The following is a 22,349-nucleotide window of genomic DNA, read 5'->3' as shown; positions in this document are numbered from 1 at the left end:
CTTTTACAAAAGTATTGTTTTTGGAATAGAAAATTTGGGTTAAAACCGTTAGGCGGAATTAAATCAGCATTTATTTACACCGATTTTTCGATTTACTTATAAAATTTCTTTAGGGAGAATTTTTCTTGTCCACGTTTTTATGCGTTTTAAATTGTCGACTTTTGAGTCAGGATTTGATTCTAAGGTTGTTTCCCAGGAATTTTCGGGCTTATATTCTTCTTCCATTCCTTTTAAAACAGTACTTGCTATTTTTTCAGAACGAATAATAACTATACATTCAGTATTTAAATTGGCGCTTCTGGGGTCGAGATTAAACGTTCCGATTATTGTTGTATTTCCGTCTACAACCATTGACTTGGCGTGCAGACCAAAAATGGGTGTGAAATTTAGTGATTTTTGTAAATCACCAGTCATAATCTTGGTCCGTTCAGCGGCATCAGGTCGGAATTCATAAATTTTAATACCGGTTTTCAGCAACTCCTCCCTATCAGTCTGGTAACTGCTAAATGCTTCTATATTATCTGTTGATGCAAGGCTATTTGTTAGTATTCTAATTTTTACGCCACGTTGAACAGCTTCACGAAAAAGATTTTGACTTAGTTCAGAAGTTATCAAATAAGGCGTTTGAATGTCAATAGAATATTTGGCATTTTTCACCAATTTAATCAATGCGCTTGTAGATGCACCTCCTCCGCCCAATCCTTGTTTTCCATCATTTTTTCCCGGTATGTCTGAAACAAAAGAAACCTCATCTACCCATTCCAATTCATCAGCGTTTTTTATGTTTTGAATGGTGGCGGGGAAATTTTCAATTTTAGTTCGTATTTGAGGCCAAAAGTTTTCAGGATTACAGGCATATTCATGAAGCTTATCAAACTTATGTAAATCATCAGTATTTTTTGCTGCATCATCTACTAAATCCCCCACCGCAACACTGTATGAACTATTCCAAAACTCATTAAAGGACGTGTTAATATCTTTAGTTACTTTTCCCAACAAAAGCACGTCTCGATCTCTAAAATTGTACTCATGATCATAATCAAAATATTCATCGGCAATATTTCGACCTCCTGTAATAACCACTTTCCCGTCTACCGTAAATGTTTTGTTATGCATACGTTGATTGGCCGATCTAAAATCAGTTGCAAACTTTTTGACTTTACTGAAAATATTTTTTCCCAGATTTACACCTGGATTATACACTTTTATGAAAATATTTTCATGGGAATTCAAAGTTAAAATATCTTCTATATCGGCATCAACCATGATATCATCTACAAGAATTCTAACTTTTACGCCTCTGTCTGCCGCTCTTACCAAATAATCACAAGCGATAAGACCTACGTTGTCTGTAGAAAAAATAAAATATTGAATATCTATTGTCTTTTCAGCATACTCGGTTAACCAAGCACGTGTTACCAGTGAACCTCCACCGTCTTCCAATACGTAAACTCCTGTTTTTTGCTGCATTAATTGAGAGATTCTTTCAAGTTCTTTTGAAAGACTAACGGTATCATTTCTATGAATTTTAGTGCAAAAATCCTCCTCCTGTACCTCAGTTTTATTATTTTTCGGGGAACAGGAAGCCAGTAAAACACAAACTAACATTAAATAATATTTCATTTTGGCTAATTTCATATAGATAATGTTTCATTATTTATTTTGTTATTGTAAAATAGTTAACCGTATCTTTTATTGCTTCATCTAGGAAACGATAATTGACTTTTAGTTCTTTCCTTGATTTTTGATTGTCAAAATAATTATTGATGCAAAGTATTTTCATATTTGTTAAACTGATGCTTGTTTGTATGTTGAAACGTCTTAGAATATCTCCAAAATATCCAATTGACAGTAATATCCATTTTGGTAAACTTATCATTATCGGTTTTTGATTGGTAATCGCATTCAATCTTAAAAAGAAATCTTTGTAGCTTTGGTTTTTGTTGGCGAGTAGATACTTTTCTCCACTTTTACCTAGTTCAATACTGTTAATTATTCCTTGTGATGCATCTTTTACAGAAACAAAATTTTTCCCCCCAGGCGGATAAAAGACAATTCTCTTTTTCCAAGCCATTAATATTATTCTTCCCGAGCTGGGTTTGCTATCATGAGCTCCCAACATAAAGGTTGGATTCACGATAATTACATCCATTTTATTAAGCTGTGATAAAAGATAGACTTCGGCTTCCAATTTACTATTAACATAATGAGATTTTGTAAAGGGCTCTTTTATAGGTTTTTCCTCATTTCCAAGGTCTAAAAGAGAACCGAAGCCCATTGTATTTGCGGTACTTACGAAGATAAATTTCTTAACACCACATTTGACACAGTTTTGAAACAATTTAACTGTAGCCTCGAAATTAATTTTTTGGTAATCGGCATAGTTTACTAATCCCTGATTGGTTTCTGCTGCAATATGGATAAATATATCGATGTTTTTTAGGTGTTCGCTCAAGTCATCATTTAAATTGCCTTGTATAAGCTCTAAATAATGGTGTTCAATTTCTTTATAAACGGCTTTGTTTCTTAGTAATGCTTTTACACGAAAGTCTTTTTCCAAGCAATCTATTACTAAGTTGGTGCCAAGTAAGCCCGTAATTCCTGTAACAAAAATATTTTTCATTATGAAACTTCTCTTTTGATAGCTTTTGTCATTAATGAAAGCCAACTTAAAGGGTTTACCATTATAACACTATCTCTTTTATATAAATTATCGACACATTTGTTTGTTACTTTATCAGGATTCAATAATGTAAATTTACCAAGAAATCCACACGTAAATATACAGTTACTTTGGAATTTATGATCGCACTTAAGCATGTATTTTATAAGTTGTTGTGCCTATTTTTTTTGATTCTTGTATTTAATCACAATCTGCACACGAATAAATAAAGCACTTACGGGAAGTTATTTTATCACAAATGTTTCTGTTACAGATTTGTTAGAATCATAATCTTTGCCATAAAACAGTACGTATTCGGCTTTCGTGTTGATACCGAAAACGCCATCTTTAAGCTGTATGAATATCTTGTCTAAATACATCTTATGCTTATTGATGGTAACATAAATTTTAGCTCCTGCACTTTCATCATAATTAAGATAAAAATGTATTTTTTCTGAGGCAGCAAGGCGTAATTTGAATAAATTAGGAAGGGACTCTAATAAAATCATTCCATAGGCTAATTTTTTTTGCATCTTAGACAAAGGCTTTTTTGCACCATTTTCAGTATAGACTATTCTATATTCGTTAATAGGTTGTGACGAATCAATCATCTCTCCTGTTATATTTGCATCATAAACGTAAGTATTGTGGTTATTACTATGTTGAATGTAAAATAGTCGGGTAGTTGTTTTTGCCGGTTCTGGATAATCGTTTTGCGAATAGCCGGAAAAAAGGCAAAAAAACATCAGAAAAATTGAAAGAAGTGTTTTTTTCATTTTATCAGAATTTTATCAGAATTTTGTTTGAATTGCTGACAACTAGTTTCTTTACTTAGCGCCATTAAAATAATGCTTATTAACTTTACTAAGAAACAAGAGGAGAACTAAATCGAGTTTTAGAATGTTTGTCGGTTCATATTTAGTTTAAATGTAAGCATAAATTATGCGCGGTGTTGGTAAATCGTTTTTTTTGAAATCATTATTGTATGGATTTCTTCCGTTCCGTCAGCTTTTTTATAGTTTTTAAGAAGCAATTCATTTGTTTCAAAAGAATTAGCTTTTAGTTCTTTTTCAAGATAATCTAAATTATGATAATAAAAATATGTTCTGTCTCCACTACTTCCTGATATAAATCCTGAATTTTCATAATTTCCAGTGACAAAACTTAAGTAAAGTATTCCAGAGTCATTGAGCAAATTTTACAGTCGGTAATTAGTTTTAAACAGTCAGATTGAGATATATAAGGAATACAAAACCAACACACAATAGCATCAAATTTGTCATTTATACAATGTATTTTTCGAGTGTCTATTATTTCGAATTCAGCAGATGAATTATTCTTTCTTGCTAATCCAACCATATTTTCCGAAATGTCAATTCCTTTTATTTTTAAATTGGGATTTTTGGTTAAAAAGTATTTGGTATTGTTTCCAGGCCCACAGCCAATCTCTAAAATCGAAGAGTTTGTCTTTGGAATTAAATCAAGGAAAATATCAGATGTGTCATTATACAAGTCTAAATCCATGAACTTGTCTTCGTAGATTTCGGCTATTTTATTCCAAGTATCAAATGTTTCTTGATATTTATCCATATTTCAGTTCAAATGACGCACAGCTTGTTACACCATTACAAAACATACTGTTTATCACTAATAGTTTCCGGATAATCATATGTTTTTGTTATTATGGCCAATAATAAATTTGATTGTTTTCAGCAATTTTTAAACAATTAATTTACTCAAATATAGCAACTATAAAGGGCTTTTAACCAAATGCAGCAGTTAAATTTAGAAAATGCGCATTCTTCTTTTCCGCCATTTTACGGCTTCATACCAAATAACAACCAAAAATCCTGATGCCACACTAATCATTAACTGAGAAGTATTTAATGCTTCAAACTGAAAGAATTTAGCTAACGGCGCAACAAAAATTAAAAGTACGGATAGTATAACAGTTGCACTTATTATTATTAAAACAAGATTATTTTTGTATCTCATTACGGTAAAAACAGGATAGTAAAAAGAACGATTTACAAGGGTTAAAAATATATTTGCGGCGATTAAAACGGTAAACACCATGGTTCGGGTTACAGCTTCATTAAACCCTTTATTTATGGCATACTGATAAATAATTAAAGTGCCTGAGGTAATTACCAAGCCTTGTATAATGCTTGTGGTGAGTTCCTTCCACTTCAAAAAAGTGGTGGTAAAAGGTCGGGGTTTTTTAAACATGGCGTTTTTTTCCATGGGTTCATTTTCATAAATGATGGAACAGGTTGGTCCCATAATAAGTTCTAAAAAAATGACGTGAATGGGTGAAAATATGACAGGAAAAGTCCAGCCCAAAGCGAGTGGAATAAACACGGTTAAAATGATGGGAATATGTATGGAAATAATATACTGAATTGCTTTTTTAAGATTCCCATAAATTTTTCTGCCCATAGCCACGGCATCCACCATTTTGGATAAATCGTCTTCCAGTAAAATTAAGGAAGCGGCTTGTTTGGCGATTTCAGTTCCTCTTTTTCCCATGGCGATACCAATATGCGCAGCTTTTAAAGCAGGCCCATCATTTACGCCATCTCCGGTCATAGCTACAATTTGGTTTTCGGCTTTCAAAGCATTGATTATTTTTAGTTTTGCTTCGGGGAACATTCGTGTAAATACATTAGTGTTTATTGCCGTTTTTTGTAATTCTTCATCTGAGAGTTTCATGAGTTCATCTCCCGAAACACTTTTTTCATATCCTCTAAACCCAATTTGTTTGGCAATTGCGGTGGTGGTTGCGGCATTGTCTCCCGTAATAATTTTAACCAAAATTCCGGCAGTGTAAAAATCTTCAAGAACAGTTTTAATGTTTTTCTTAGGTGGATCATGAAAAGCAACCAACCCCTTAAAATTAAATTTAAATTCTTGCTGTGTGGCTGGAAAATTAAAGCCTTCAAACGTTGCTTCACCCACTCCTAAAATGCGGTAGCCGTCTGTAGCCAAAGAATTAAAAGCCTCTTGTATTTGTTTTTTTTCTGTTTTTGTAAGTGAGGAAATATTTAATAATGCTTCTGGCGCTCCTTTTGTAGCGATAATGCGATGGCCTGATTCATTTTCAAAAACATGCGTCATCATTGGCGGAATTCCTTGTAATGGATATTCGTGAATCATTTTGTAGTGAGGCCTTTCATCTTTTTGAAATTCTTTTTCATAGACCCTATGTAATTCAGCTTCCATGGCATCAAAAGGAATGGGCTCACTTGCCCACATAGCCACTTTAATGAGTTCGTTTTCTTCAGTGCTTAAATCGTTTTCAAGATTTGTAATTTTTTGTAATGAAGGCACAAAAATCTTTGCCAAACTCATATCATTTTCAGTAATGGTACCTGTTTTATCAACACATATTACTGTAGCGCTTCCTAAAGTTTCCACAGTTTTCATTTGTTTTACCACAATTCCCAATTTCATGAGTCGCCAGGAGCCAAGAGCCATAAATGTGGTAAATGCTACAGGTATTTCTTCAGGTAAAATACTCATAGCAAGCGTTAGCGCAACAAGTAAACTATCGAGAATACTGAAGGATTGAAAATAATTTATACCCCATACAAGGGTAAAAATAGCCACTCCTATACCAACCATTTTTTTAACAAAACTGTTGATTTGTTTTTCCAACGGTGTTTTTTCTTCCGTGATGGTTTCTAAACTTTTTCCGATTTTACCCAGTTGCGTGGCGTTTCCAATGGCAGTGACCGTTGCAATCGCCAAACCGCTTGTTACAGTAGCGCCTCTGAATATTGAAGGAATTTTAGAAACGGCATTTTTATAAGCAGACAATGATTCACCAGTTAAAATGGATTCATTTACTGAAAAATCGTTGGAATGAATAATGCTTCCGTCGGCGGCAATGGTGGCACCTTCTTCAACCATCAAACTGTCGCCAACCACAATTTCTTCACCTTTTATTTCTTCAACCTGCCCGTCTCTTATTACCTTACAAACGGGTTGGGTGTATTCTTTTAATTTGTCCAACGCATTTCTGCTTCTGGATTCCTGATACAATGAAATTGTTGCGATGAGCACAATGGCACCACTCAAAAAAATACCGTCACCAATATCACCGCTTATAAAATAAATGGAAGATGCCACAAACAATAAAATAATCATAGGCTCTTTTAACAGGCATATTATGGAATTAAAAAAGCCGCTTTCTTTTTTGAAATTTAGAGTATTTTTTCCATGTTTTTCCCTTGCCAGCAGCACTTCTTTTTGAGTAAGGCCTTTTATGTTGAAGTTGGTTACGGACATTGTTAAAATAATTTTAACGAAGTTGTTCTTGTTTTTTGCTTCCTGAAATTTCAACAAATTAGAAACTTATAAGTTGCAGATACACTCAAAAGTACAAAACGCAAAAACTTGATGTAATGATAATTATCAGAAATGATTGTTTAAAATGAAAAAAGATTTTGAATGAGGCAGCAACTATTTTTTAAAAAGCAATTCCGACTTTTCAACACCTGTTTTAAAATGTAGTTTTTCTTTCGGAATAAATCCTTTTATGACTAAAACAAGGCCAAAAACCATGAGCATAATGCCCATAGCGCGTTTTATTTTGAAAGTTACCGCAGGTGTTAATTTCTTTATCAATTGTTTGGCCAATAGAATTTTGCCGATATCGGTAATTAAATAGCTGAAAACAATAAGGGTAAAGTAGTTGAATATTTTAGCCGGATTCATTTCTAAATTTGAACCCACAATTACAAGCATTCCAAGCCAAAATGCCAACACACCAACGTTTATGAAATTGAGAAGAAATCCTTTTAGAAACAGTTTTTTATAATTTGTTTTTTCGGGAAGCACTAAAGTTTCGTCTTGGATAACTCTTTTCTGACTTTTGTCCAGATAAGTGACAAGTCCATATATAAATAAAATTGAACCGCCAAAGAAAAATAAACGCGGATCATCTTTAATTTCTTCCAAAAAGCTTTTACTGCCGTAATAGGCAATTAAAATAAAAACAATATCGCCCAAAATTACACCTAAATCAAATGCCAATGCGGCACGCGCGCCTTTGAGAATGCTGGTTTGAATTAACATAAAAAAAACGGGACCAATCATAAAGGACAGGAAAAATCCAATAAGTATCGCTTCTTTAAGTTCGTAAAAGGTCATAAATGTAGTTTACAAAAAGGTGAAATTACTATAATTTATTAAACATCGTCATAATCAATGGTGATTTTTTGCGTAGTTGGATGCGCCTGACAGGTTAAAATGAATCCATCTTTAATTTCAGCGTCACTTAAAATTGAATTTTTATCCATCACTGCTTTTCCTTCCGTCACTTTCGCCAAACAGCTGCTGCAAATACCGCCTTGGCAGGAATAGGGAGCGTCTAAACCTTCTTTTAACGCTGCGGTTAAAATGGTCAATTTTGAATCCATTTCAAAGGTTGTTTCTTCATCATCAACCACAACAGTAATTTCACAAGCTCCTTCAAAAGTTTGGTGAGTTTCAGTTTCAGAAGAAACCGGCGTAGTAAACAATTCAAAATGAATTGTATTTTCATTCAAGCCGTTTTCAATCAGTGTTTCTTTTGCGCTGTTAATCATTGTTTCCGGCCCGCATAAAAAAGCGGAGTTAAAAGAGGTGTTTTTAAACTTATTTTTGATTAAAAAGTCGAGGTTCCCTTTGTCAATTCTTCCAAATAAAGCAGAATCATTTTTTTCTCTGCTGAAAATATATTGCACATTAAATTGAGCAGGAAATTTATTTAGTAATTGATTTATTTCAGCTTTAAAAATGGTGTCAGCCTCTGCTTTATTAGCATAAACAAGCGTAAAAGTACTGTTGGGTTCTTCCGCAAGTACTGCTTTTATCATTGCCATTATTGGCGTAATTCCGCTTCCGGCCGCAATGCCAAGATAATTTTTTGCGTGAGATGAATCCGTTTCCAAAACAAATTTACCCAAGGGTTTAGACACCTCCAAAACATCACCTTCGTTTAAAATGGTGGTGGCAAAAACAGAAAATGTTCCGTTATCAACCGCTTTTATGGCGACACGTAACTCACCGCTTTTTGGCGCTGAACAAATGGAATACGCCCTTCGCAATTCGACACCTGCAATTTCTTTTTTAATGGTTATATATTGTCCGGCTATGAATGCGAATTCTTCTTTTAAATTCAATGGAACATCAAACAATACAGAAACTGCGTTTTGCGTTTCTTTTTTTATTTCCTTTATGGTGAGTGAATGAAATTTAAACATGTTCAAGTTTTATGAGTACAAAAGTAATTAAACTTTAGGTAATAAATATTCAAAAACAGTACATTTACCTCTTAAAAATTGAATGAAAAGGACTGAAATTAACCATAAAAAAACTAGCCGACTAAATGATCAAACATTTTATAAATTTTGAATGGAAACAATTTTTCCGTTCCTCCTATTGGCAAAAAAGCATTGCCTTAAATATTTTAATGGCATTTTTAGCGCTCTATTTCATATTGACATTTTTAGCATTGGGCGTAAGCTTGTTTCTTATTCTTGAGAAAAAATTCCCTGAATCTGATCCACTTATAATACTGAATGGATTTTTATTTTACTGGTTTTTAGCAGATTTGCTGATGCGGTTTTTTCTACAAAAATTACCAGTAATGAATATAAAGCCCTTTTTGGTTTTACCCTTAAAAAGGGGAAATATTTTACATTATGTATTGGGTAAATCCGCTATATCGTTCTTCAATTTTTTACCGCTGTTTGCGGTTATTCCATTTGGCATCATGTTAATTCTTGAAGAATACGGCACCACAACCGCAATGGTTTGGATGGTTTCAATGGTTATTTTTACCTTAATCATCAATTTTTTAAATATTATTATCGAATCAAGATCGGCTGAAACAGAATTGTCTTTTTTGCCAGTTATAGCTCTCGCTTCTGGTTTGTTTGCATTAAATTATTTTGAAATAGTTTCTTTTTCAACCTTATTGGCGAATGGAATCAATTCCATTGATGAAAACCCAGTGTTAATTTTAATTCCATTGGTCATTTTGGGCGTTGTTTATTACATCAACTATACATTTTTAATGAAAAAACTTTATGTTGATGGTTCCTTAAAAGCAAAAACCAAAACAGCCTCAACAACAGATTTGACCTGGACTCGAAGGTTTGGTAGGATTGCACCTTTTTTACAATTGGATTTAAAATTATTGTGGCGGAATAAACGCCCGCGGTCTTCTATTTTTATCTTGATTATCGGTTTAATGTATGGTTTATTCTTTTATCCAAATCCAATGTATAATGACGTAGAATGGCTTTATGTTTTTGTGGGAGTTTTCGTTACCGGGATATTTATAATCAACTTCGGACAGTTTATTCCGGCCTGGGACAGCGGTTACTATAAATTGTTGATGAGCCAGAATATTAAGTACAAAGAATATTTAAATTCCAAGTATTCATTAATGGTTATGAGCTCCATAATTATGTTTGTTCTCAGTATTCCTTATGTATATTTTGGGTGGAAAATTTTGCTTGTCCACTTTGCGGCGATGGTTTACAATGTGGGCGTAAACACCTATATTATTCTTTTGGCGGGTTCTTTTAATAGAAAGAAAATAGATTTAACCCAACGAGCTGCATTTAATTATCAAGGAACCGGAGCTGTTCAATGGTTGGTGGGCTTCCCTTTATTGTTTGTACCGGTTGCCATCTTTTATGCACCTTATAAGTTAATTGGTTTTGAAGCCGGTGTGGCTACTTTAATTATTTTGGGTGCAACAGGAATTGTATTTCATCAAAAACTCATGAATTTTATCGTAAAAAAGTATTTAAACTCAAAATACATAATGATTAACGCCTTTGATCAGGACAGTTAATTTTGTAAGCAGTTTTTATTTTAAATTCATTAAACGCATAAATAAACCAACAATTAAACATATAAACAATGGTAAAAGTAACAGAGATTTCAAAAAAATACGGTGGGGTGAACGTTTTAAATATACCATCATTAGAAATCCCGAAGGGCCAGGCTTTTGGCTTGGTAGGCAATAACGGCGCAGGTAAAACAACTTTCTTCAATTTGATATTGGATCTTATCAATCCTACAACGGGAAATATCGTAAACAATGAAATTCAGGTAAACAAAAGTGAAGATTGGAAACCTTTTACTTCGGCTTTTATGGATGAAAGTTTTTTAATAGGCTATTTAACGCCCGAAGAATATTTTTACTTTATTGGTGAACTTAGAGGAATGAACAAAGCCGATATCGATACTTTTTTAAAACAGTTTCAGGAAATTTTTAATGATGAAATTATTGGAAATAAAAAATATCTAAGAGATTTATCGAAAGGAAATCAGAAAAAGGCGGGTATTGTTGCAGCATTAATTGGACATCCGGAAGTTATTGTCTTAGACGAACCGTTTGCAAATTTGGACCCAACAACTCAAATTAGACTAAAGAAATTGCTAAAGGATTTAAACTGTACCAGCAATGCAACATTCTTAATTTCAAGCCATGATTTGGGCCATGTTACAGAAGTTTGTGATCGAATTGTGGTACTTGAAAAGGGCGAAATTGTTAAAGACCTAAAAACTTCAGAGGAAACACTGCAAGAGTTAGAGTCGTATTTTTCGGCCGAACTCATTTAAATGCCTAGATTTTTGTATTTTTACAATCCTTATTGCAATAATTATGTATGGTAATAAGTTAACGGAATAGTAAAAAACAATTTCTTTTGAAAAATAGTTTTAAAATAATTGCAGGTTTTTTAATAGCGTTTTTTGTGGTTAATTGCTCAACTAAAAAAGACGCTTTTTTAAACAGAACTTACCATTCAGTTTCCACAAAGTACAACATACTTTATAATGGTGACGAGGCTTTACGCATTGGTTTAGAGCAATTAAATGCCAATTATGAAGACAATTATTGGGAGCGTTTGCCTATTGAACCGTTAAAAGTTGATGAACTGGCTTTTCCGGGAATATCAGCAGACACGGACAGTTCACCTCAGGAATTTGAAAAAGCAGAAGAAAAAGCGGTAAAAGCAATTCAAAAACATTCCATGTTAATTGCTCGGCAAGAACGCAACAATAAAATTGACGATGCCTATTTATTGCTGGGAAAATCGCGCTATTATTCTAAAAGATTTGTGCCTGCTTTAGAAGCTTTTAATTACGTGATTCTCAAATACCCAAAGGCAGATTTAATAAACGAAACTAAAATATGGCAGGCAAAAACGCAGGTTCGATTGCAAAATGAAGAACAGGCGATTAAAAGTTTGAATACTTTATTAAAAAACAAATCATTAGATAGTAACATAAAAGAAGGGGTGCATACGGTAATTGCGATGGCTTACATGAATTTGGACAGCATACAGCTCGTTATAAATCATCTTAATAAAGCAGCGGCATCAACTAATAACAAAGAACAAACGGCCAGAAATTTATTTATTCTTGGGCAGCTTTACAGTGAAAAAGGTAAAAAAGATTCTTCAAATACTGCTTTTCAAAAAGTAATTGATTTTAAAAAAGCACCTTATAAGTACAAAATTCATGCACAACTTGAAAAAGCTAAGAATTCAACGAATAAAGAGGATGCCGCATCAACGCTGTTCATACTTAAAAAGTTGGTTAAAGATAGAGACAACAGGCCTTTTTTAGGTGAATTGTATTACAGGATTGGAATTATTGAGCAGGAAACCAATAAAGACAATGCGACTGAATATTTTAAAAAATCACTACAATCGAACTCCAAAATAAACCTTCAAAAAGAACTTTCCTATGAAGCTCTTGGAAATTTATATTTCGATAAAGCTGAATTTTTAGCTGCCGGTGCTTATTACGACAGTATTTTAAATATCACGCAAAGTGAAAATACCAAACGCATTCGTCGTTTGGTGCGAAACCGAAATAATTTAAATGAAATAATTTTATATGAAAAGAGCTCAAAAATCAACGACAGTATTTTACGACTTGTTGCTATAGGAGAAGGCGAGCGAATTACTTTTTTTAATGCCCATATTGAAAAGTTAAAAGCGGAAGAAGAAAAACAAACAAGTAAAAAAACGGCTAAAACCGGTTTGTTCAATTTAAATACCACCAAAGCAGAAACCGGCAAGAGTTCAGGGAAATGGTATTTTTATAACATTCAGGCAGTAGGTTTTGGAGAACAGGAATTTAGGCGAATTTGGGGTGACCGTCCTTTGGAAGACAATTGGCGATTGAGAGACAAATCACAAGGGAATTTGGGCAATGAACAAAATATTGAACAAATTAGCACCGAAATTGACAGCTCGGAAAAATTTGAGTTGGCATATTATTTAGATAAAATCCCTTCAGAAAAAGTTAAAATAGACAGCATTGAAAATGATCGCAATACTGCTTATTTTAAATTGGGAATTATTTATAAAGAGCAATTTAAAGAATTGGATTTGGCCAAAGATAAATTTGAAAAATTAATAGCTTTTAATCCGGATTTGACCTTGTTAATTCCTGCGAAATATCATTTGTATAAAATTTATGAAAGTCAGGGCAATGAAAATGCACTTGTCTTAAAAAATAGTATCGTTGAAAATTATCCAACTTCAAAATATGCCAAATTTATTTTGAATCCGAATCAAGTGCTTGCAGAAGAGGAGAAAAATGCAGCGGAAAGTGAATATGCTGCAATATATTACGAATATGAAGCCGAGCAATTTGAAAGTGTCATTGAAAAAACAAACATTGCAATTGGCAAATATTTGGGCGAACCCATAGTTGCAAAATTGGAATTGTTAAAAGCCTATGCCGTTGGAAAAACACAAGGGTTGGTTGCATTTAAGGAAGCCCTGGAGTTTGTTGCATTAAATTACCCAAATACGGAAGAGGCAAAAAATGCCTTGGATGTAATTGAAACCATTAAATTAAAACTATAAAAGAATCCCTAAAAGTAAAAGATTATGTTTTTAGAAAAAAAAGTTACCCCCCCATTATCCTCAGAACGAAATGTTGTTGGAAAAAACACATCAATAGTTGGCGATGTCAAATCTGAAGGAGATTTTAGAATTGACGGAAGTGTTGAAGGAACCGTAAAAACTGCCGGACGCGTTGTTATTGGTGCATTGGGATGTGTAAACGGGAAAATTATATGCGACAACGCCGATATTGAAGGAAAATTTTCAGGAGAACTGTTGGTGAGTAATTTACTTACCTTAAAAGCAACAGCGATAATTACCGGAGAAGTTGTTATCGGCAAATTATTAGTAGAACCGGGAGCCGAATTTAATGCAACCTGCACAATGAAAGGATCCGTTATGGAGCTAAAAAATGAACAACCAAAACAAGAAAAAACAGCTTAACAAATACCTGCAATTAACCGGTATTACATTCCAAATGGGAATTACCATATTTTTAGGTGCTTATTTTGGAAAAAAGCTCGATGCCCATTTTCTGACTGAAAAAAAAACATTTACCATTATTCTTACTTTGGTGGCACTGATCATTTCAATATGGAGTGTTTTGGCCCAGCTAAAAAACATCAATGAGAAAAACGACTAAACAAATACTTGTTTTCAGCATAAAATTGTTGGTTGCCCTAATTGCTGTTTTTGGTATTCATAGCGGTATTTTATATTATTTAGACATTTCTGTTTTTCAAAACTTGCTTATTCCCAGTTATATCACAAATTATTTTTTGGCACTTCTTATTTTTTTTATTCTGGTAAAACTGAAAAAAAAATATCTCGATTTACTGGGTTTTGTTTTTATGGGCGGTAGCTTTGTTAAATTCGGTGTTTTTTTTATTTTTTTTAATCCTGTTTTTAAACAAAACGGAACAGTGGGTGCACAGGAGGCAACAGCCTTTTTATTACCCTATCTTTTGTGTTTAATTGTGGAAACTATTTATTTGATTAAATTATTAAACAACAAGATGTAATTGCGTAAAAATTAATAAATAAACCTTCCTAAAAAACTAAGAAAATAGTTTTAGGTTTTTAATATAAAAATGTACATTTGCAAAATATTTTTAGGCACCACTATTAATAATGTATATGTATAGAATTAACGTATTAAAAACACTTACATTCCTGTTTTTTGCAATTACAATGTCTGTAAGCGCAACCAACAATTCTGATGAAGTAATTTCTGTTGAACAAGAATCTCCGGTAAAAAATCTAAAAACCGAAATCAAGGAATATATCAGCCATCATTTATTGGATTCTTATGATTTTACACTATTTTCCTATACAAACGATGCGGGAGAACACCAATACGTTGGTGCTCCATTGCCTATAATCCTGATTGATAATGGATTAAAAGTATTTTCTTCTTCAAAATTTCACCATGGAGAAAAAGTGGCAGAAGTAGATGGACAATATTACATAGTACACCACAATAAAATTTACAAAACCGATGCGCTTGGCACAATTGAATATAACGAAGAGCACCACGCAACAAATGAAAAACCATTAGATTTTTCAATCACAAAAAATGTAGTGTTTATTATTCTTGTGGGTCTGATGATGCTTTTTATGTTTAGCAGAATGGCGAATTCCTATAAAAAGAACCCAATTCCAAAAGGTATTGGACGATTATTGGAACCGATTATTTTATATATAAGAAATGACATAGCAATTCCAAATATTGGTGAAAAACATTATAGGAAATACATGAGTTACCTGTTAACTGTATTTTTCTTCATTTGGATAATTAACCTATTGGGTTTAACGCCGCTTGGCGTTAATGTCACAAATAATATAGCCGTAACGTTGGCCTTGGCCTTAACAACATATTTTATCACAACATTTTCAGGAAACAAAAACTATTGGAAACATATTTTTTGGATGCCTGGAGTGCCGCTGCCAATGAAAATCATATTGGCTCCTATTGAATTGTTGGGAACCCTTATTAAACCATTTTCATTAATGATTCGTTTGTATGCAAACATTACTGCAGGACATATTGTATTGATGAGTATTATTGGTTTAATGTTTATTTTCAAAAACTGGATTGGAAGTCCATTATCATTTGGACTGGCATTTGCCTTGTCACTGCTTGAGTTATTGGTAGCGGCATTGCAAGCTTATATTTTTACCATGTTGTCTGCGCTTTACTTCGGTTCAGCTGTGGAAGAACATGATGATCATCATTAAAAATTGAATGTTTAATTAATTAATTATATATATATTATGGAAATTCCAACTATTGTAGGAGCAGGTTTAATCGTAATCGGTGCTGGTTTAGGTATCGGTAGAATTGGTGGTTCAGCAATGGACGCTATTGCACGTCAGCCAGAAGCTTCAGGTAAAATTCAAACAGCAATGCTTATTGCAGCAGCGCTTATTGAAGGCATTGGATTTGCTGCATTATTTGCAGGATAAGAAAAAACAAATAACCGCAACGGTTGGTTGCGGTTATTGTTTAAAATTATAATTATTTACAAGAAAATATTAAAAATATACCATGGATAAGTTAATAGAACAGTTTTCTTTAGGATTATTTTTCTGGCAATTAATTTTATTTGTTGCTTTGGTGCTTCTGTTAAAAAAATTCGCCTGGAAACCAATCTTAAATGCCGTAAGTGAAAGAGAAGAGGGTATTATAAAAGCATTGGACGAAGCGGAGAATGCACGTAAGGAAATGCAAAATCTTAATGCTGACAACGAACGTATCTTAAAGGAAGCACGTGTTGAACGCGACGCAATGTTAAAGGAGGCGCGTGAAATGAAAGACAGCATTATTACTGAAGCAAAAGGGGAAGCCCATGCGCAAGCAACCAAAGTAATTGAACAGGCAAAAGCAACTATTGAGTCTGAAAAACACGCAGCAATTTCTGAAATAAAAAATCAGGTAGCTGAATTGTCACTTGGAATTGCCGAAAAAGTAATGAGAATTGAATTGTCTGACAAAAACAAGCAAATTAAGCTTGTTGAGGATATGTTAAAAGAAGTAAAGCTTTAAGAATTAATTTCAAATGAACGGATCCAGAGCGGCAATAAGATATGCAAAAGCGATACTAAGTTTTGCACTTGAACAACAAAAAGAAGTTGAAGTGAATAATGACATGATTCTTGTTGCAAACACAGTTAATGAAAGTAAAGAATTACAATTATTGCTTAACAGCCCGGTTTTAAAAGCTGAATTAAAAAAATCGGCTTTAAAAGAAGTTTTTGCAGGCAAAGTAACACCTTTAACCATCGGTTTGATCAATCTTTTAATTGACAATAAGAGATTGCCAATATTAGGCGAAGTTGCAATAAAATATACGGTTATCTATGATTCATTGAAAGGAATTGAAGTTGCAAAAGTAACAACAGCGGTTGCCTTGACAGAAGAATTAAATAAACAGGTTTTAAGTAAAGTAATAGAAATTACTGGGAAACAAGCAACAATTGAAAATATCATAAACCCAGATATTATTGGCGGATTTATTCTTCGTATTGGCGATATACAATATGATGCAAGTGTGTCCAATAAATTACAATTACTAAAAAGACAATTTGAAAAAGAAAGTTTTAGTTCATAATTATAAAACAAAAAAGAATTTAGTTTTAAAAAATATAAATAATGGCATCAATAAAACCAGCTGAAGTATCAGCAATTTTAAAACAACAACTATCGGGATTTGAAGCATCAGCTTCATTAGACGAAGTGGGAACCGTATTACAAGTAGGTGATGGTATAGCGCGTGTTTACGGATTGGCGAACGTGCAATACGGAGAGCTAGTTGAATTTGAAGATGGACTGGAAGGAATGGTATTGAACCTTGAGGAAGATAATGTTGGAGTTGTATTATTGGGTCATTCAAGAGCAATTAAAGAAGGATCTATTGTAAAACGTACAGAAAGAATTGCTTCATTAAAAGTTGGTGAAGGTATTGTAGGTCGTGTTGTAGATACATTAGGTAACCCAATCGACGGAAAAGGACCAATTCAAGGAGAAACATTTGAAATGCCTCTAGAGCGCAAAGCTCCGGGTGTAATTTACCGTGAGCCCGTAACTGAGCCATTACAAACAGGACTTAAAGCAGTTGATGCGATGATTCCGGTTGGAAGAGGTCAACGTGAGCTTATTATTGGTGACCGTCAAACCGGGAAATCAACAGTAGCTATTGATACCATTATCAATCAAAAAGAATTTTACGATGCCGGAGTTCCGGTTTATTGTATTTATGTTGCTATTGGTCAAAAAGGATCAACAGTAGCAAATATTGCAAATTTATTTGAAGAAAAAGGAGCAATGGCTTACACAACAATCGTGGCCGCAAACGCTTCTGATGCTGCTTCAATGCAGGTTTATGCTCCAATGGCAGGTGCTGCAATTGGTGAGTATTTTAGAGATACCGGTCGCCCTGCATTAATTGTTTATGATGATTTATCTAAACAAGCAGTTGCATACCGTGAAATATCATTATTATTACGTCGTCCACCAGGACGTGAAGCGTATCCAGGAGATGTATTTTATTTACACTCTCGTTTATTGGAACGCGCCGCAAAAGTAATCAACAACGACATTATTGCAGCGCAAATGAATGATATCCCGGCTTCATTAATAGGGAAAGTAAAAGGTGGAGGATCATTAACTGCTTTGCCAATTATTGAAACTCAAGCAGGTGACGTATCAGCTTATATTCCAACAAATGTAATTTCTATTACCGACGGACAAATTTTCTTGGAGTCCGATTTGTTTAACTCTGGTGTTCGTCCGGCAATTAACGTAGGTATTTCGGTATCTCGTGTTGGGGGTAATGCACAAATTAAATCGATGAAAAAGGTGGCGGGAACTTTAAAATTAGACCAGGCACAATACCGAGAGTTGGAAGCATTTGCAAAGTTTGGATCTGATTTAGATGCAGCCACTATGAATGTTATTGAAAAAGGTAAACGTAACGTGGAGATTTTAAAACAAAATCAAAGTGATCCGTTTAAAGTTGAAGATCAAATTGCCATTATTTATGCAGGTTCTAAAAACTTATTGAGAGCGGTTCCTGTTGAAAAAGTAAAGGAATTTGAACGCGATTTTATTGCTTACCTAAATGCAAAACACAGAGATTCATTAGATTTGTTAAAAGCAGGTAAATTAACTGATGAGGTTATTGATGTATTAACTATTGCCGCGAAAGAAATTTCAGCTAAATATGTTTAAAATATTTTAGTATTGCGTATTGAGACGATAGTGTTCTCTCAATACTGAATACTCAGTACTAAAAACCAAAAATAAATGGCAAACTTAAAAGAAATACGAAACAGAATTTCATCCATTGGTTCAACCATGCAAATCACCAGTGCCATGAAAATGGTGTCTGCTGCAAAGTTGAAAAAAGCACAAGATGCAATTACCCAAATGCGTCCGTATGCCAATAAGTTGACAGAACTTTTACAAAGTTTAAGTGCTACGTTGGAAGATGATATTGAAAATGTTTATGCAGAACAAAGAATAGTTTCAAAAGTGTTGATTGTTACAATTACTTCAAACAGAGGTTTGTGTGGTGGATTTAATTCTTCGGTAATTAAAGGATCTGCAAAATATATTGAAGACAATTATCAGGGCAAACAGGTTGATATTTTCTCCATAGGAAAAAAAGGATATGATATTTTATCAAAGAATTTTACCGTTATTGAAAAACATAACGAAATATTTGATGATTTAACTTTTGATAATGTTGCGGTAATTGCAGAACAAATAATGAGTTTGTTTGCGCAAGGAAAATATGATAAAATTGAATTGGTATACAACCGTTTTAAAAATGCAGCAACGCAAATACTAACAATAGAGCAATTTTTGCCAATTGAACTTGTTGAAGTCGTTGAAGTTGAAGGTAAAATGAGTGTAGATACAGATTATATTTTTGAACCAAATAAATCTGAAATTATATTGCAATTAATACCGAAATCGTTAAAAACGCAGTTGTATAAAGCAATTAGAGATTCTTACGCTTCAGAACACGGTGCTCGTATGACAGCAATGCATAAAGCAACAGACAACGCTACGGAATTAAGGGATGATTTGAGATTAACCTATAACAAAGCCCGTCAGGCAGCCATTACAAACGAGATTTTAGAAATTGTTGGAGGTGCGGAAGCGTTGAACAATTAGGTTATTAGCAGAAAATTCAAAAAATAAAATATAAAAAAAGAGTTTATCAAGTAAAGGTAAACTCTTTTTTAGTTTGGCATTCAATTTGCAAACTCCATATAAAACATCTTAAAATGAAAAAATATATACACATAGCATTGATAACTTTAGTTGGTTTGGCATTCTTAGGATGCGGTACCTCCAAAGTAAATGGTCAAGCCGAGCCACCTTTTAAAGTAGTGGAAGCCACTTTTGCCAATTTGGTAAACAGTGAATTGGGCATAAAAGAAACCATCGTCATCATTAAAATCGACAATTCGAATATGAAGTTGGATTCGCTGTATTTTAGAAACAACAAAATGTCTTTGGTGAAAGATTTTAGTTCGTCGGAAAATATTTTTTTAGGCAGTTTTACAACTTCAATTACGTCACACGACTATATTTTAGACAGTGATCCCAAACAGGAATTTGGAAATAAGCCACCTGTTATGGTTTCAAAAATACCTTTTGAACTAACCGACGATGAAGCGGTTGTGAGTTATTTTTATAAGAACAAAATCAATTATTACAAAATTTTAGCAGTGAAAGAAATGGAGATAAAAGATTAAAGCCACTAAATTCCATCTTCGGCATAGGTTAAACCAATTTCTTTTCTTACGGAATCCAATAAAGTACTAAGTTCTATACTATTTTGGTGTGACCATAGAGGGCTTTCTGTCAGATTATTTTGCAAACATTCATTGCATTCCATAATTTGATGTGGAAATCCTGTTCCTGTTAGCGGAAGTGAAAATTTCTCTTCTTGACTGTTTTTAAACAACGAAAAAGTACTTGCTTCATTCCAGGGACTGTCAATAATAATTTCGCCTAAAGTGCCGCTTATTTTTGCTATTCTTTTTGAATTTGAATTAAAACTGCTAAAAAGTACCGCTTGGGCATTTTTATAGTCAAAAATTATGGACACTTGTGAGTCTGCTCCCGTTTCAAAAAAATGTGCTTTGGCAATAATTTTGTTGGGCATCCCCAATATTAAGTAAGCTAAAAATATTGGGTAAATACCGATATCAAGAATAGAACCTCCTCCCAATTCCTTATCATAAATTCGCTGTATTGAAGGATTGGCATTAAAGGAGAAATCGGCGTTCATATATTTTACTTCACCAATTTCTCCATTTACAATAGTGCTTTTTATTTTTTTTATTGCCGGCAAAAATCTCGTCCAGAGGGCTTCCATTAAAAACAAATTATTTTTTTGGGAGACCTCAATCATTTTAAAAACCTGTTGTTGGTTCATGGCGAAAGGTTTTTCGCATAACACCCCTTTTTTATGTTCTAAGGCTAAAATGGTAAGACGCTCATGGCTATTATGAGGCGTTGCAATATAAACGATATCAACAAAACTATCTTTCAACAATTCTTCATACGAGCCGTAAAACTTTTTTGAATGATAGGTTGCGGCAAACGTTTCAGCTTTCGTCAAATCTCTTGAAGCTACCGCTTCCAGTTCAACAGTATCCAAGAGCAATAAGTCGTTCACGAACTTTTGGGCGATTTTGCCCAATCCTATAATTCCCCATTTAATTTTCTTATTCAAAGTGTTAATATTTAGAAGATTTAAATCGACATAAATGTACTTAAATATTTTTTGGCATAGAAATTGAAATTCAAATGAAAGAACCTAAAACACCAGAAGATTATGAAGACTATAAAATTACTTTTAGGAATGTTAGTTATTGGAATGTCATTCACTTCCTGTATTGTTGACAACACTATTGATGAACCATATTATGCCACGCTTGAAGAGGTCGTTACGGCAAACGATTTATGGTATATCGATTACAATAATACTACTGGCACAGGAGATGTCCCATTTTTATCAAAGGCGTTCACCATATCGTTTATAAACGGAAAAGTTTATGCTAATAACAATTTGGTGGGAATTGGAACTGTTGGAAATGGTTTTGGTATTCAAATTGGATATTACGATACCTTTGATGGTCGTTTAAAAATAGATCATAATTTAGATGGGTTTTACAATTTTGAAGTCATTCAATTGTCGGATGACAGTTTGAAACTAAGGGATAATTACAATAATGTTACCTATTATTTGGTGGGTTATCAAAAATATAATTTTGATTATGATCAAATATTTTATGACAACATAGAATATTTTTTGCAGGAATATCAAGCTTGGGAAAAAACATATACAAGCGATGCCGGTGATTTGAATGAATTTGACAATGAGAACTTTTTACAGTTTACTCCAGAAAATTTAACAACATTTTATTCTTCTCAAGATAATTTTGGCACGCCTATTGCTAATATATATTGGGACTATGTAGGTGATTATACGGTAGCTAATGTGAAAGGATATGACAACCTTAAAATTTTAACATTAGATTATGATTTGGCGGGCAATGAGGAGTTTGAGCTCACCGTTATTAATGACAAAGAGATTAGTTTGTATCACATAAGTTCTGGAACAACTTACGAGTTTACTGGAAGAGGATACATCCAATACTTGAAACCAAGTTCAATTTTGGCAAAAAGCGCCACAAGCGATACGGGTCGAGCAAGAACTAAGGTAACAAGAGAAACAGTAATTAGAAGAAATTTAAAATAAAGTTTGGTTAGTTGATTTTTGGTTGGTTATTTTATA

The 22,349-nt window shown here is 33.4% G+C and carries 23 protein-coding genes; 14 read left to right on the top strand and 9 right to left on the bottom strand.

Going from position 1 to position 22,349, the window contains the following annotated elements; all coding sequences use genetic code 11:
- Positions 1-96 precede the first annotated feature (96 nt).
- The 8 genes from ABY285_RS01935 to ABY285_RS01900 form a co-directional block, all read right to left on the bottom strand.
- Entirely contained in the window at positions 97-1,638 is a 1,542-nt protein-coding gene (locus ABY285_RS01935; RefSeq protein WP_372766463.1) for a phospholipase D family protein, read from the bottom strand.
- A 19-nt stretch (positions 1,639-1,657) separates the two neighbouring features.
- Entirely contained in the window at positions 1,658-2,623 is a 966-nt protein-coding gene (locus tag ABY285_RS01930; protein WP_372766461.1) for an NAD-dependent epimerase/dehydratase family protein, read from the bottom strand.
- 284 nt (positions 2,624-2,907) lie between these two features.
- On the bottom strand, positions 2,908-3,438 hold the full coding sequence (locus ABY285_RS01925; protein ID WP_372766459.1) for a DUF4833 domain-containing protein: 531 nt from the start codon (positions 3,436-3,438) through the stop codon (positions 2,908-2,910).
- A 164-nt stretch (positions 3,439-3,602) separates the two neighbouring features.
- Positions 3,603-3,857 (bottom strand): hypothetical protein, encoded by a 255-nt coding sequence (locus tag ABY285_RS01920; protein WP_372766458.1) that lies wholly within the window; start codon positions 3,855-3,857, stop codon positions 3,603-3,605.
- The gene (locus ABY285_RS01915) at positions 3,827-4,252 is read right to left on the bottom strand and encodes a class I SAM-dependent methyltransferase (protein WP_372766456.1); all 426 of its coding nucleotides are present in this window, start codon (positions 4,250-4,252) and stop codon (positions 3,827-3,829) included. Before ABY285_RS01915 ends, ABY285_RS01920 begins: the two co-directional genes overlap by 31 nt.
- A gap of 195 nt (positions 4,253-4,447) precedes the next feature.
- Positions 4,448-6,952 carry a cation-translocating P-type ATPase gene (locus tag ABY285_RS01910; protein ID WP_372766454.1) on the bottom strand — a complete coding sequence of 835 codons (2,505 nt, stop codon included), beginning with the start codon at positions 6,950-6,952 and terminating at the stop codon, positions 4,448-4,450.
- 174 nt (positions 6,953-7,126) lie between these two features.
- Positions 7,127-7,816 carry a LysE family translocator gene (locus tag ABY285_RS01905; RefSeq protein WP_372766452.1) on the bottom strand — a complete coding sequence of 230 codons (690 nt, stop codon included), beginning with the start codon at positions 7,814-7,816 and terminating at the stop codon, positions 7,127-7,129.
- Positions 7,817-7,854: 38 nt separating this feature from the next.
- Positions 7,855-8,910: a 2Fe-2S iron-sulfur cluster-binding protein gene (locus tag ABY285_RS01900; protein WP_372766450.1), complete on the bottom strand. Its 1,056-nt coding sequence runs from the start codon at positions 8,908-8,910 to the stop codon at positions 7,855-7,857.
- A 125-nt stretch (positions 8,911-9,035) separates the two neighbouring features.
- Here ABY285_RS01900 and ABY285_RS01895 point away from each other — a divergent pair, with 125 nt between their 5' ends.
- From ABY285_RS01895 to ABY285_RS01835, 13 genes are all read left to right on the top strand, one after another.
- Entirely contained in the window at positions 9,036-10,514 is a 1,479-nt protein-coding gene (locus tag ABY285_RS01895; protein ID WP_372766448.1) for a DUF5687 family protein, read from the top strand.
- Positions 10,515-10,582: 68 nt separating this feature from the next.
- Positions 10,583-11,287, top strand: a complete 705-nt coding sequence (locus ABY285_RS01890; protein WP_372766446.1) for an ABC transporter ATP-binding protein — start codon at positions 10,583-10,585, stop codon at positions 11,285-11,287.
- Between the two features lie 86 nt (positions 11,288-11,373).
- A complete protein-coding gene (locus ABY285_RS01885) occupies positions 11,374-13,551 on the top strand; it encodes a tetratricopeptide repeat protein (protein WP_372766444.1) in 2,178 nt (725 codons plus the stop codon).
- Positions 13,552-13,575: 24 nt separating this feature from the next.
- Complete coding sequence (locus ABY285_RS01880; protein WP_372766442.1) at positions 13,576-13,974, top strand: polymer-forming cytoskeletal protein; 399 nt, start codon at positions 13,576-13,578, stop codon at positions 13,972-13,974.
- Positions 13,943-14,173, top strand: a complete 231-nt coding sequence (locus ABY285_RS01875; RefSeq protein ID WP_372766440.1) for an AtpZ/AtpI family protein — start codon at positions 13,943-13,945, stop codon at positions 14,171-14,173. Before ABY285_RS01880 ends, ABY285_RS01875 begins: the two co-directional genes overlap by 32 nt.
- Complete coding sequence (locus tag ABY285_RS01870; RefSeq protein ID WP_372766438.1) at positions 14,157-14,552, top strand: hypothetical protein; 396 nt, start codon at positions 14,157-14,159, stop codon at positions 14,550-14,552. Before ABY285_RS01875 ends, ABY285_RS01870 begins: the two co-directional genes overlap by 17 nt.
- Positions 14,553-14,667: 115 nt before the next feature.
- Positions 14,668-15,768 carry a F0F1 ATP synthase subunit A gene (atpB, locus tag ABY285_RS01865; protein ID WP_372766436.1) on the top strand — a complete coding sequence of 367 codons (1,101 nt, stop codon included), beginning with the start codon at positions 14,668-14,670 and terminating at the stop codon, positions 15,766-15,768.
- A 36-nt stretch (positions 15,769-15,804) separates the two neighbouring features.
- Positions 15,805-15,996, top strand: a complete 192-nt coding sequence (atpE, locus tag ABY285_RS01860) for an ATP synthase F0 subunit C (RefSeq protein WP_372766434.1) — start codon at positions 15,805-15,807, stop codon at positions 15,994-15,996.
- Positions 15,997-16,078: 82 nt separating this feature from the next.
- On the top strand, positions 16,079-16,576 hold the full coding sequence (locus ABY285_RS01855) for a F0F1 ATP synthase subunit B (RefSeq protein ID WP_372766432.1): 498 nt from the start codon (positions 16,079-16,081) through the stop codon (positions 16,574-16,576).
- Between the two features lie 13 nt (positions 16,577-16,589).
- Positions 16,590-17,141 (top strand): ATP synthase F1 subunit delta, encoded by a 552-nt coding sequence (atpH, locus tag ABY285_RS01850; protein ID WP_372766430.1) that lies wholly within the window; start codon positions 16,590-16,592, stop codon positions 17,139-17,141.
- Positions 17,142-17,182: 41 nt separating this feature from the next.
- Positions 17,183-18,760 (top strand): F0F1 ATP synthase subunit alpha, encoded by a 1,578-nt coding sequence (atpA, locus tag ABY285_RS01845; protein WP_372766428.1) that lies wholly within the window; start codon positions 17,183-17,185, stop codon positions 18,758-18,760.
- Positions 18,761-18,835: 75 nt separating this feature from the next.
- On the top strand, positions 18,836-19,711 hold the full coding sequence (gene atpG, locus ABY285_RS01840; protein ID WP_372766426.1) for an ATP synthase F1 subunit gamma: 876 nt from the start codon (positions 18,836-18,838) through the stop codon (positions 19,709-19,711).
- A gap of 113 nt (positions 19,712-19,824) precedes the next feature.
- The gene (locus ABY285_RS01835; RefSeq protein WP_372766424.1) at positions 19,825-20,298 is read left to right on the top strand and encodes a hypothetical protein; all 474 of its coding nucleotides are present in this window, start codon (positions 19,825-19,827) and stop codon (positions 20,296-20,298) included.
- 5 nt (positions 20,299-20,303) lie between these two features.
- Here the strand turns inward: ABY285_RS01835 and ABY285_RS01830 are convergent, their stop codons facing one another.
- Positions 20,304-21,284 carry a Gfo/Idh/MocA family protein gene (locus ABY285_RS01830; RefSeq protein ID WP_372766422.1) on the bottom strand — a complete coding sequence of 327 codons (981 nt, stop codon included), beginning with the start codon at positions 21,282-21,284 and terminating at the stop codon, positions 20,304-20,306.
- Positions 21,285-21,386: 102 nt separating this feature from the next.
- On the opposite strand from ABY285_RS01830, the gene ABY285_RS01825 reads away from it, so the two are divergent.
- Positions 21,387-22,313 (top strand): hypothetical protein, encoded by a 927-nt coding sequence (locus ABY285_RS01825; protein WP_372766420.1) that lies wholly within the window; start codon positions 21,387-21,389, stop codon positions 22,311-22,313.
- Positions 22,314-22,349: the final 36 nt, after the last annotated feature.

Source organism: Lutibacter sp. (assembly GCF_041555395.1).
GTDB lineage: Bacteria > Bacteroidota > Bacteroidia > Flavobacteriales > Flavobacteriaceae > Lutibacter.
This window is presented reverse-complemented; position numbering and strand designations above follow the sequence as displayed.

What these genes read in the sequence shown, in the direction of transcription:
- ABY285_RS01935 (WP_372766463.1), bottom strand. Translation starts at nt 1,638, where the DNA reads ATGAAATTAGCCAAAATGAAATATTATTTAATGTTAGTTTGTGTTTTA.
- ABY285_RS01930 (WP_372766461.1), bottom strand. Translation starts at nt 2,623, where the DNA reads ATGAAAAATATTTTTGTTACAGGAATTACGGGCTTACTTGGCACCAAC.
- ABY285_RS01925 (WP_372766459.1), bottom strand. Translation starts at nt 3,438, where the DNA reads ATGAAAAAAACACTTCTTTCAATTTTTCTGATGTTTTTTTGCCTTTTT.
- ABY285_RS01915 (WP_372766456.1), bottom strand. Translation starts at nt 4,252, where the DNA reads ATGGATAAATATCAAGAAACATTTGATACTTGGAATAAAATAGCCGAA.
- ABY285_RS01910 (WP_372766454.1), bottom strand. Translation starts at nt 6,952, where the DNA reads ATGTCCGTAACCAACTTCAACATAAAAGGCCTTACTCAAAAAGAAGTG.
- ABY285_RS01905 (WP_372766452.1), bottom strand. Translation starts at nt 7,816, where the DNA reads ATGACCTTTTACGAACTTAAAGAAGCGATACTTATTGGATTTTTCCTG.
- ABY285_RS01900 (WP_372766450.1), bottom strand. Translation starts at nt 8,910, where the DNA reads ATGTTTAAATTTCATTCACTCACCATAAAGGAAATAAAAAAAGAAACG.
- ABY285_RS01895 (WP_372766448.1), top strand. Translation starts at nt 9,036, where the DNA reads ATGATCAAACATTTTATAAATTTTGAATGGAAACAATTTTTCCGTTCC.
- ABY285_RS01890 (WP_372766446.1), top strand. Translation starts at nt 10,583, where the DNA reads ATGGTAAAAGTAACAGAGATTTCAAAAAAATACGGTGGGGTGAACGTT.
- ABY285_RS01880 (WP_372766442.1), top strand. Translation starts at nt 13,576, where the DNA reads ATGTTTTTAGAAAAAAAAGTTACCCCCCCATTATCCTCAGAACGAAAT.
- ABY285_RS01875 (WP_372766440.1), top strand. Translation starts at nt 13,943, where the DNA reads ATGAACAACCAAAACAAGAAAAAACAGCTTAACAAATACCTGCAATTA.
- ABY285_RS01870 (WP_372766438.1), top strand. Translation starts at nt 14,157, where the DNA reads ATGAGAAAAACGACTAAACAAATACTTGTTTTCAGCATAAAATTGTTG.
- atpB (WP_372766436.1), top strand. Translation starts at nt 14,668, where the DNA reads ATGTATAGAATTAACGTATTAAAAACACTTACATTCCTGTTTTTTGCA.
- atpE (WP_372766434.1), top strand. Translation starts at nt 15,805, where the DNA reads ATGGAAATTCCAACTATTGTAGGAGCAGGTTTAATCGTAATCGGTGCT.
- ABY285_RS01855 (WP_372766432.1), top strand. Translation starts at nt 16,079, where the DNA reads ATGGATAAGTTAATAGAACAGTTTTCTTTAGGATTATTTTTCTGGCAA.
- atpH (WP_372766430.1), top strand. Translation starts at nt 16,590, where the DNA reads ATGAACGGATCCAGAGCGGCAATAAGATATGCAAAAGCGATACTAAGT.
- atpA (WP_372766428.1), top strand. Translation starts at nt 17,183, where the DNA reads ATGGCATCAATAAAACCAGCTGAAGTATCAGCAATTTTAAAACAACAA.
- atpG (WP_372766426.1), top strand. Translation starts at nt 18,836, where the DNA reads ATGGCAAACTTAAAAGAAATACGAAACAGAATTTCATCCATTGGTTCA.
- ABY285_RS01835 (WP_372766424.1), top strand. Translation starts at nt 19,825, where the DNA reads ATGAAAAAATATATACACATAGCATTGATAACTTTAGTTGGTTTGGCA.
- ABY285_RS01825 (WP_372766420.1), top strand. Translation starts at nt 21,387, where the DNA reads ATGAAGACTATAAAATTACTTTTAGGAATGTTAGTTATTGGAATGTCA.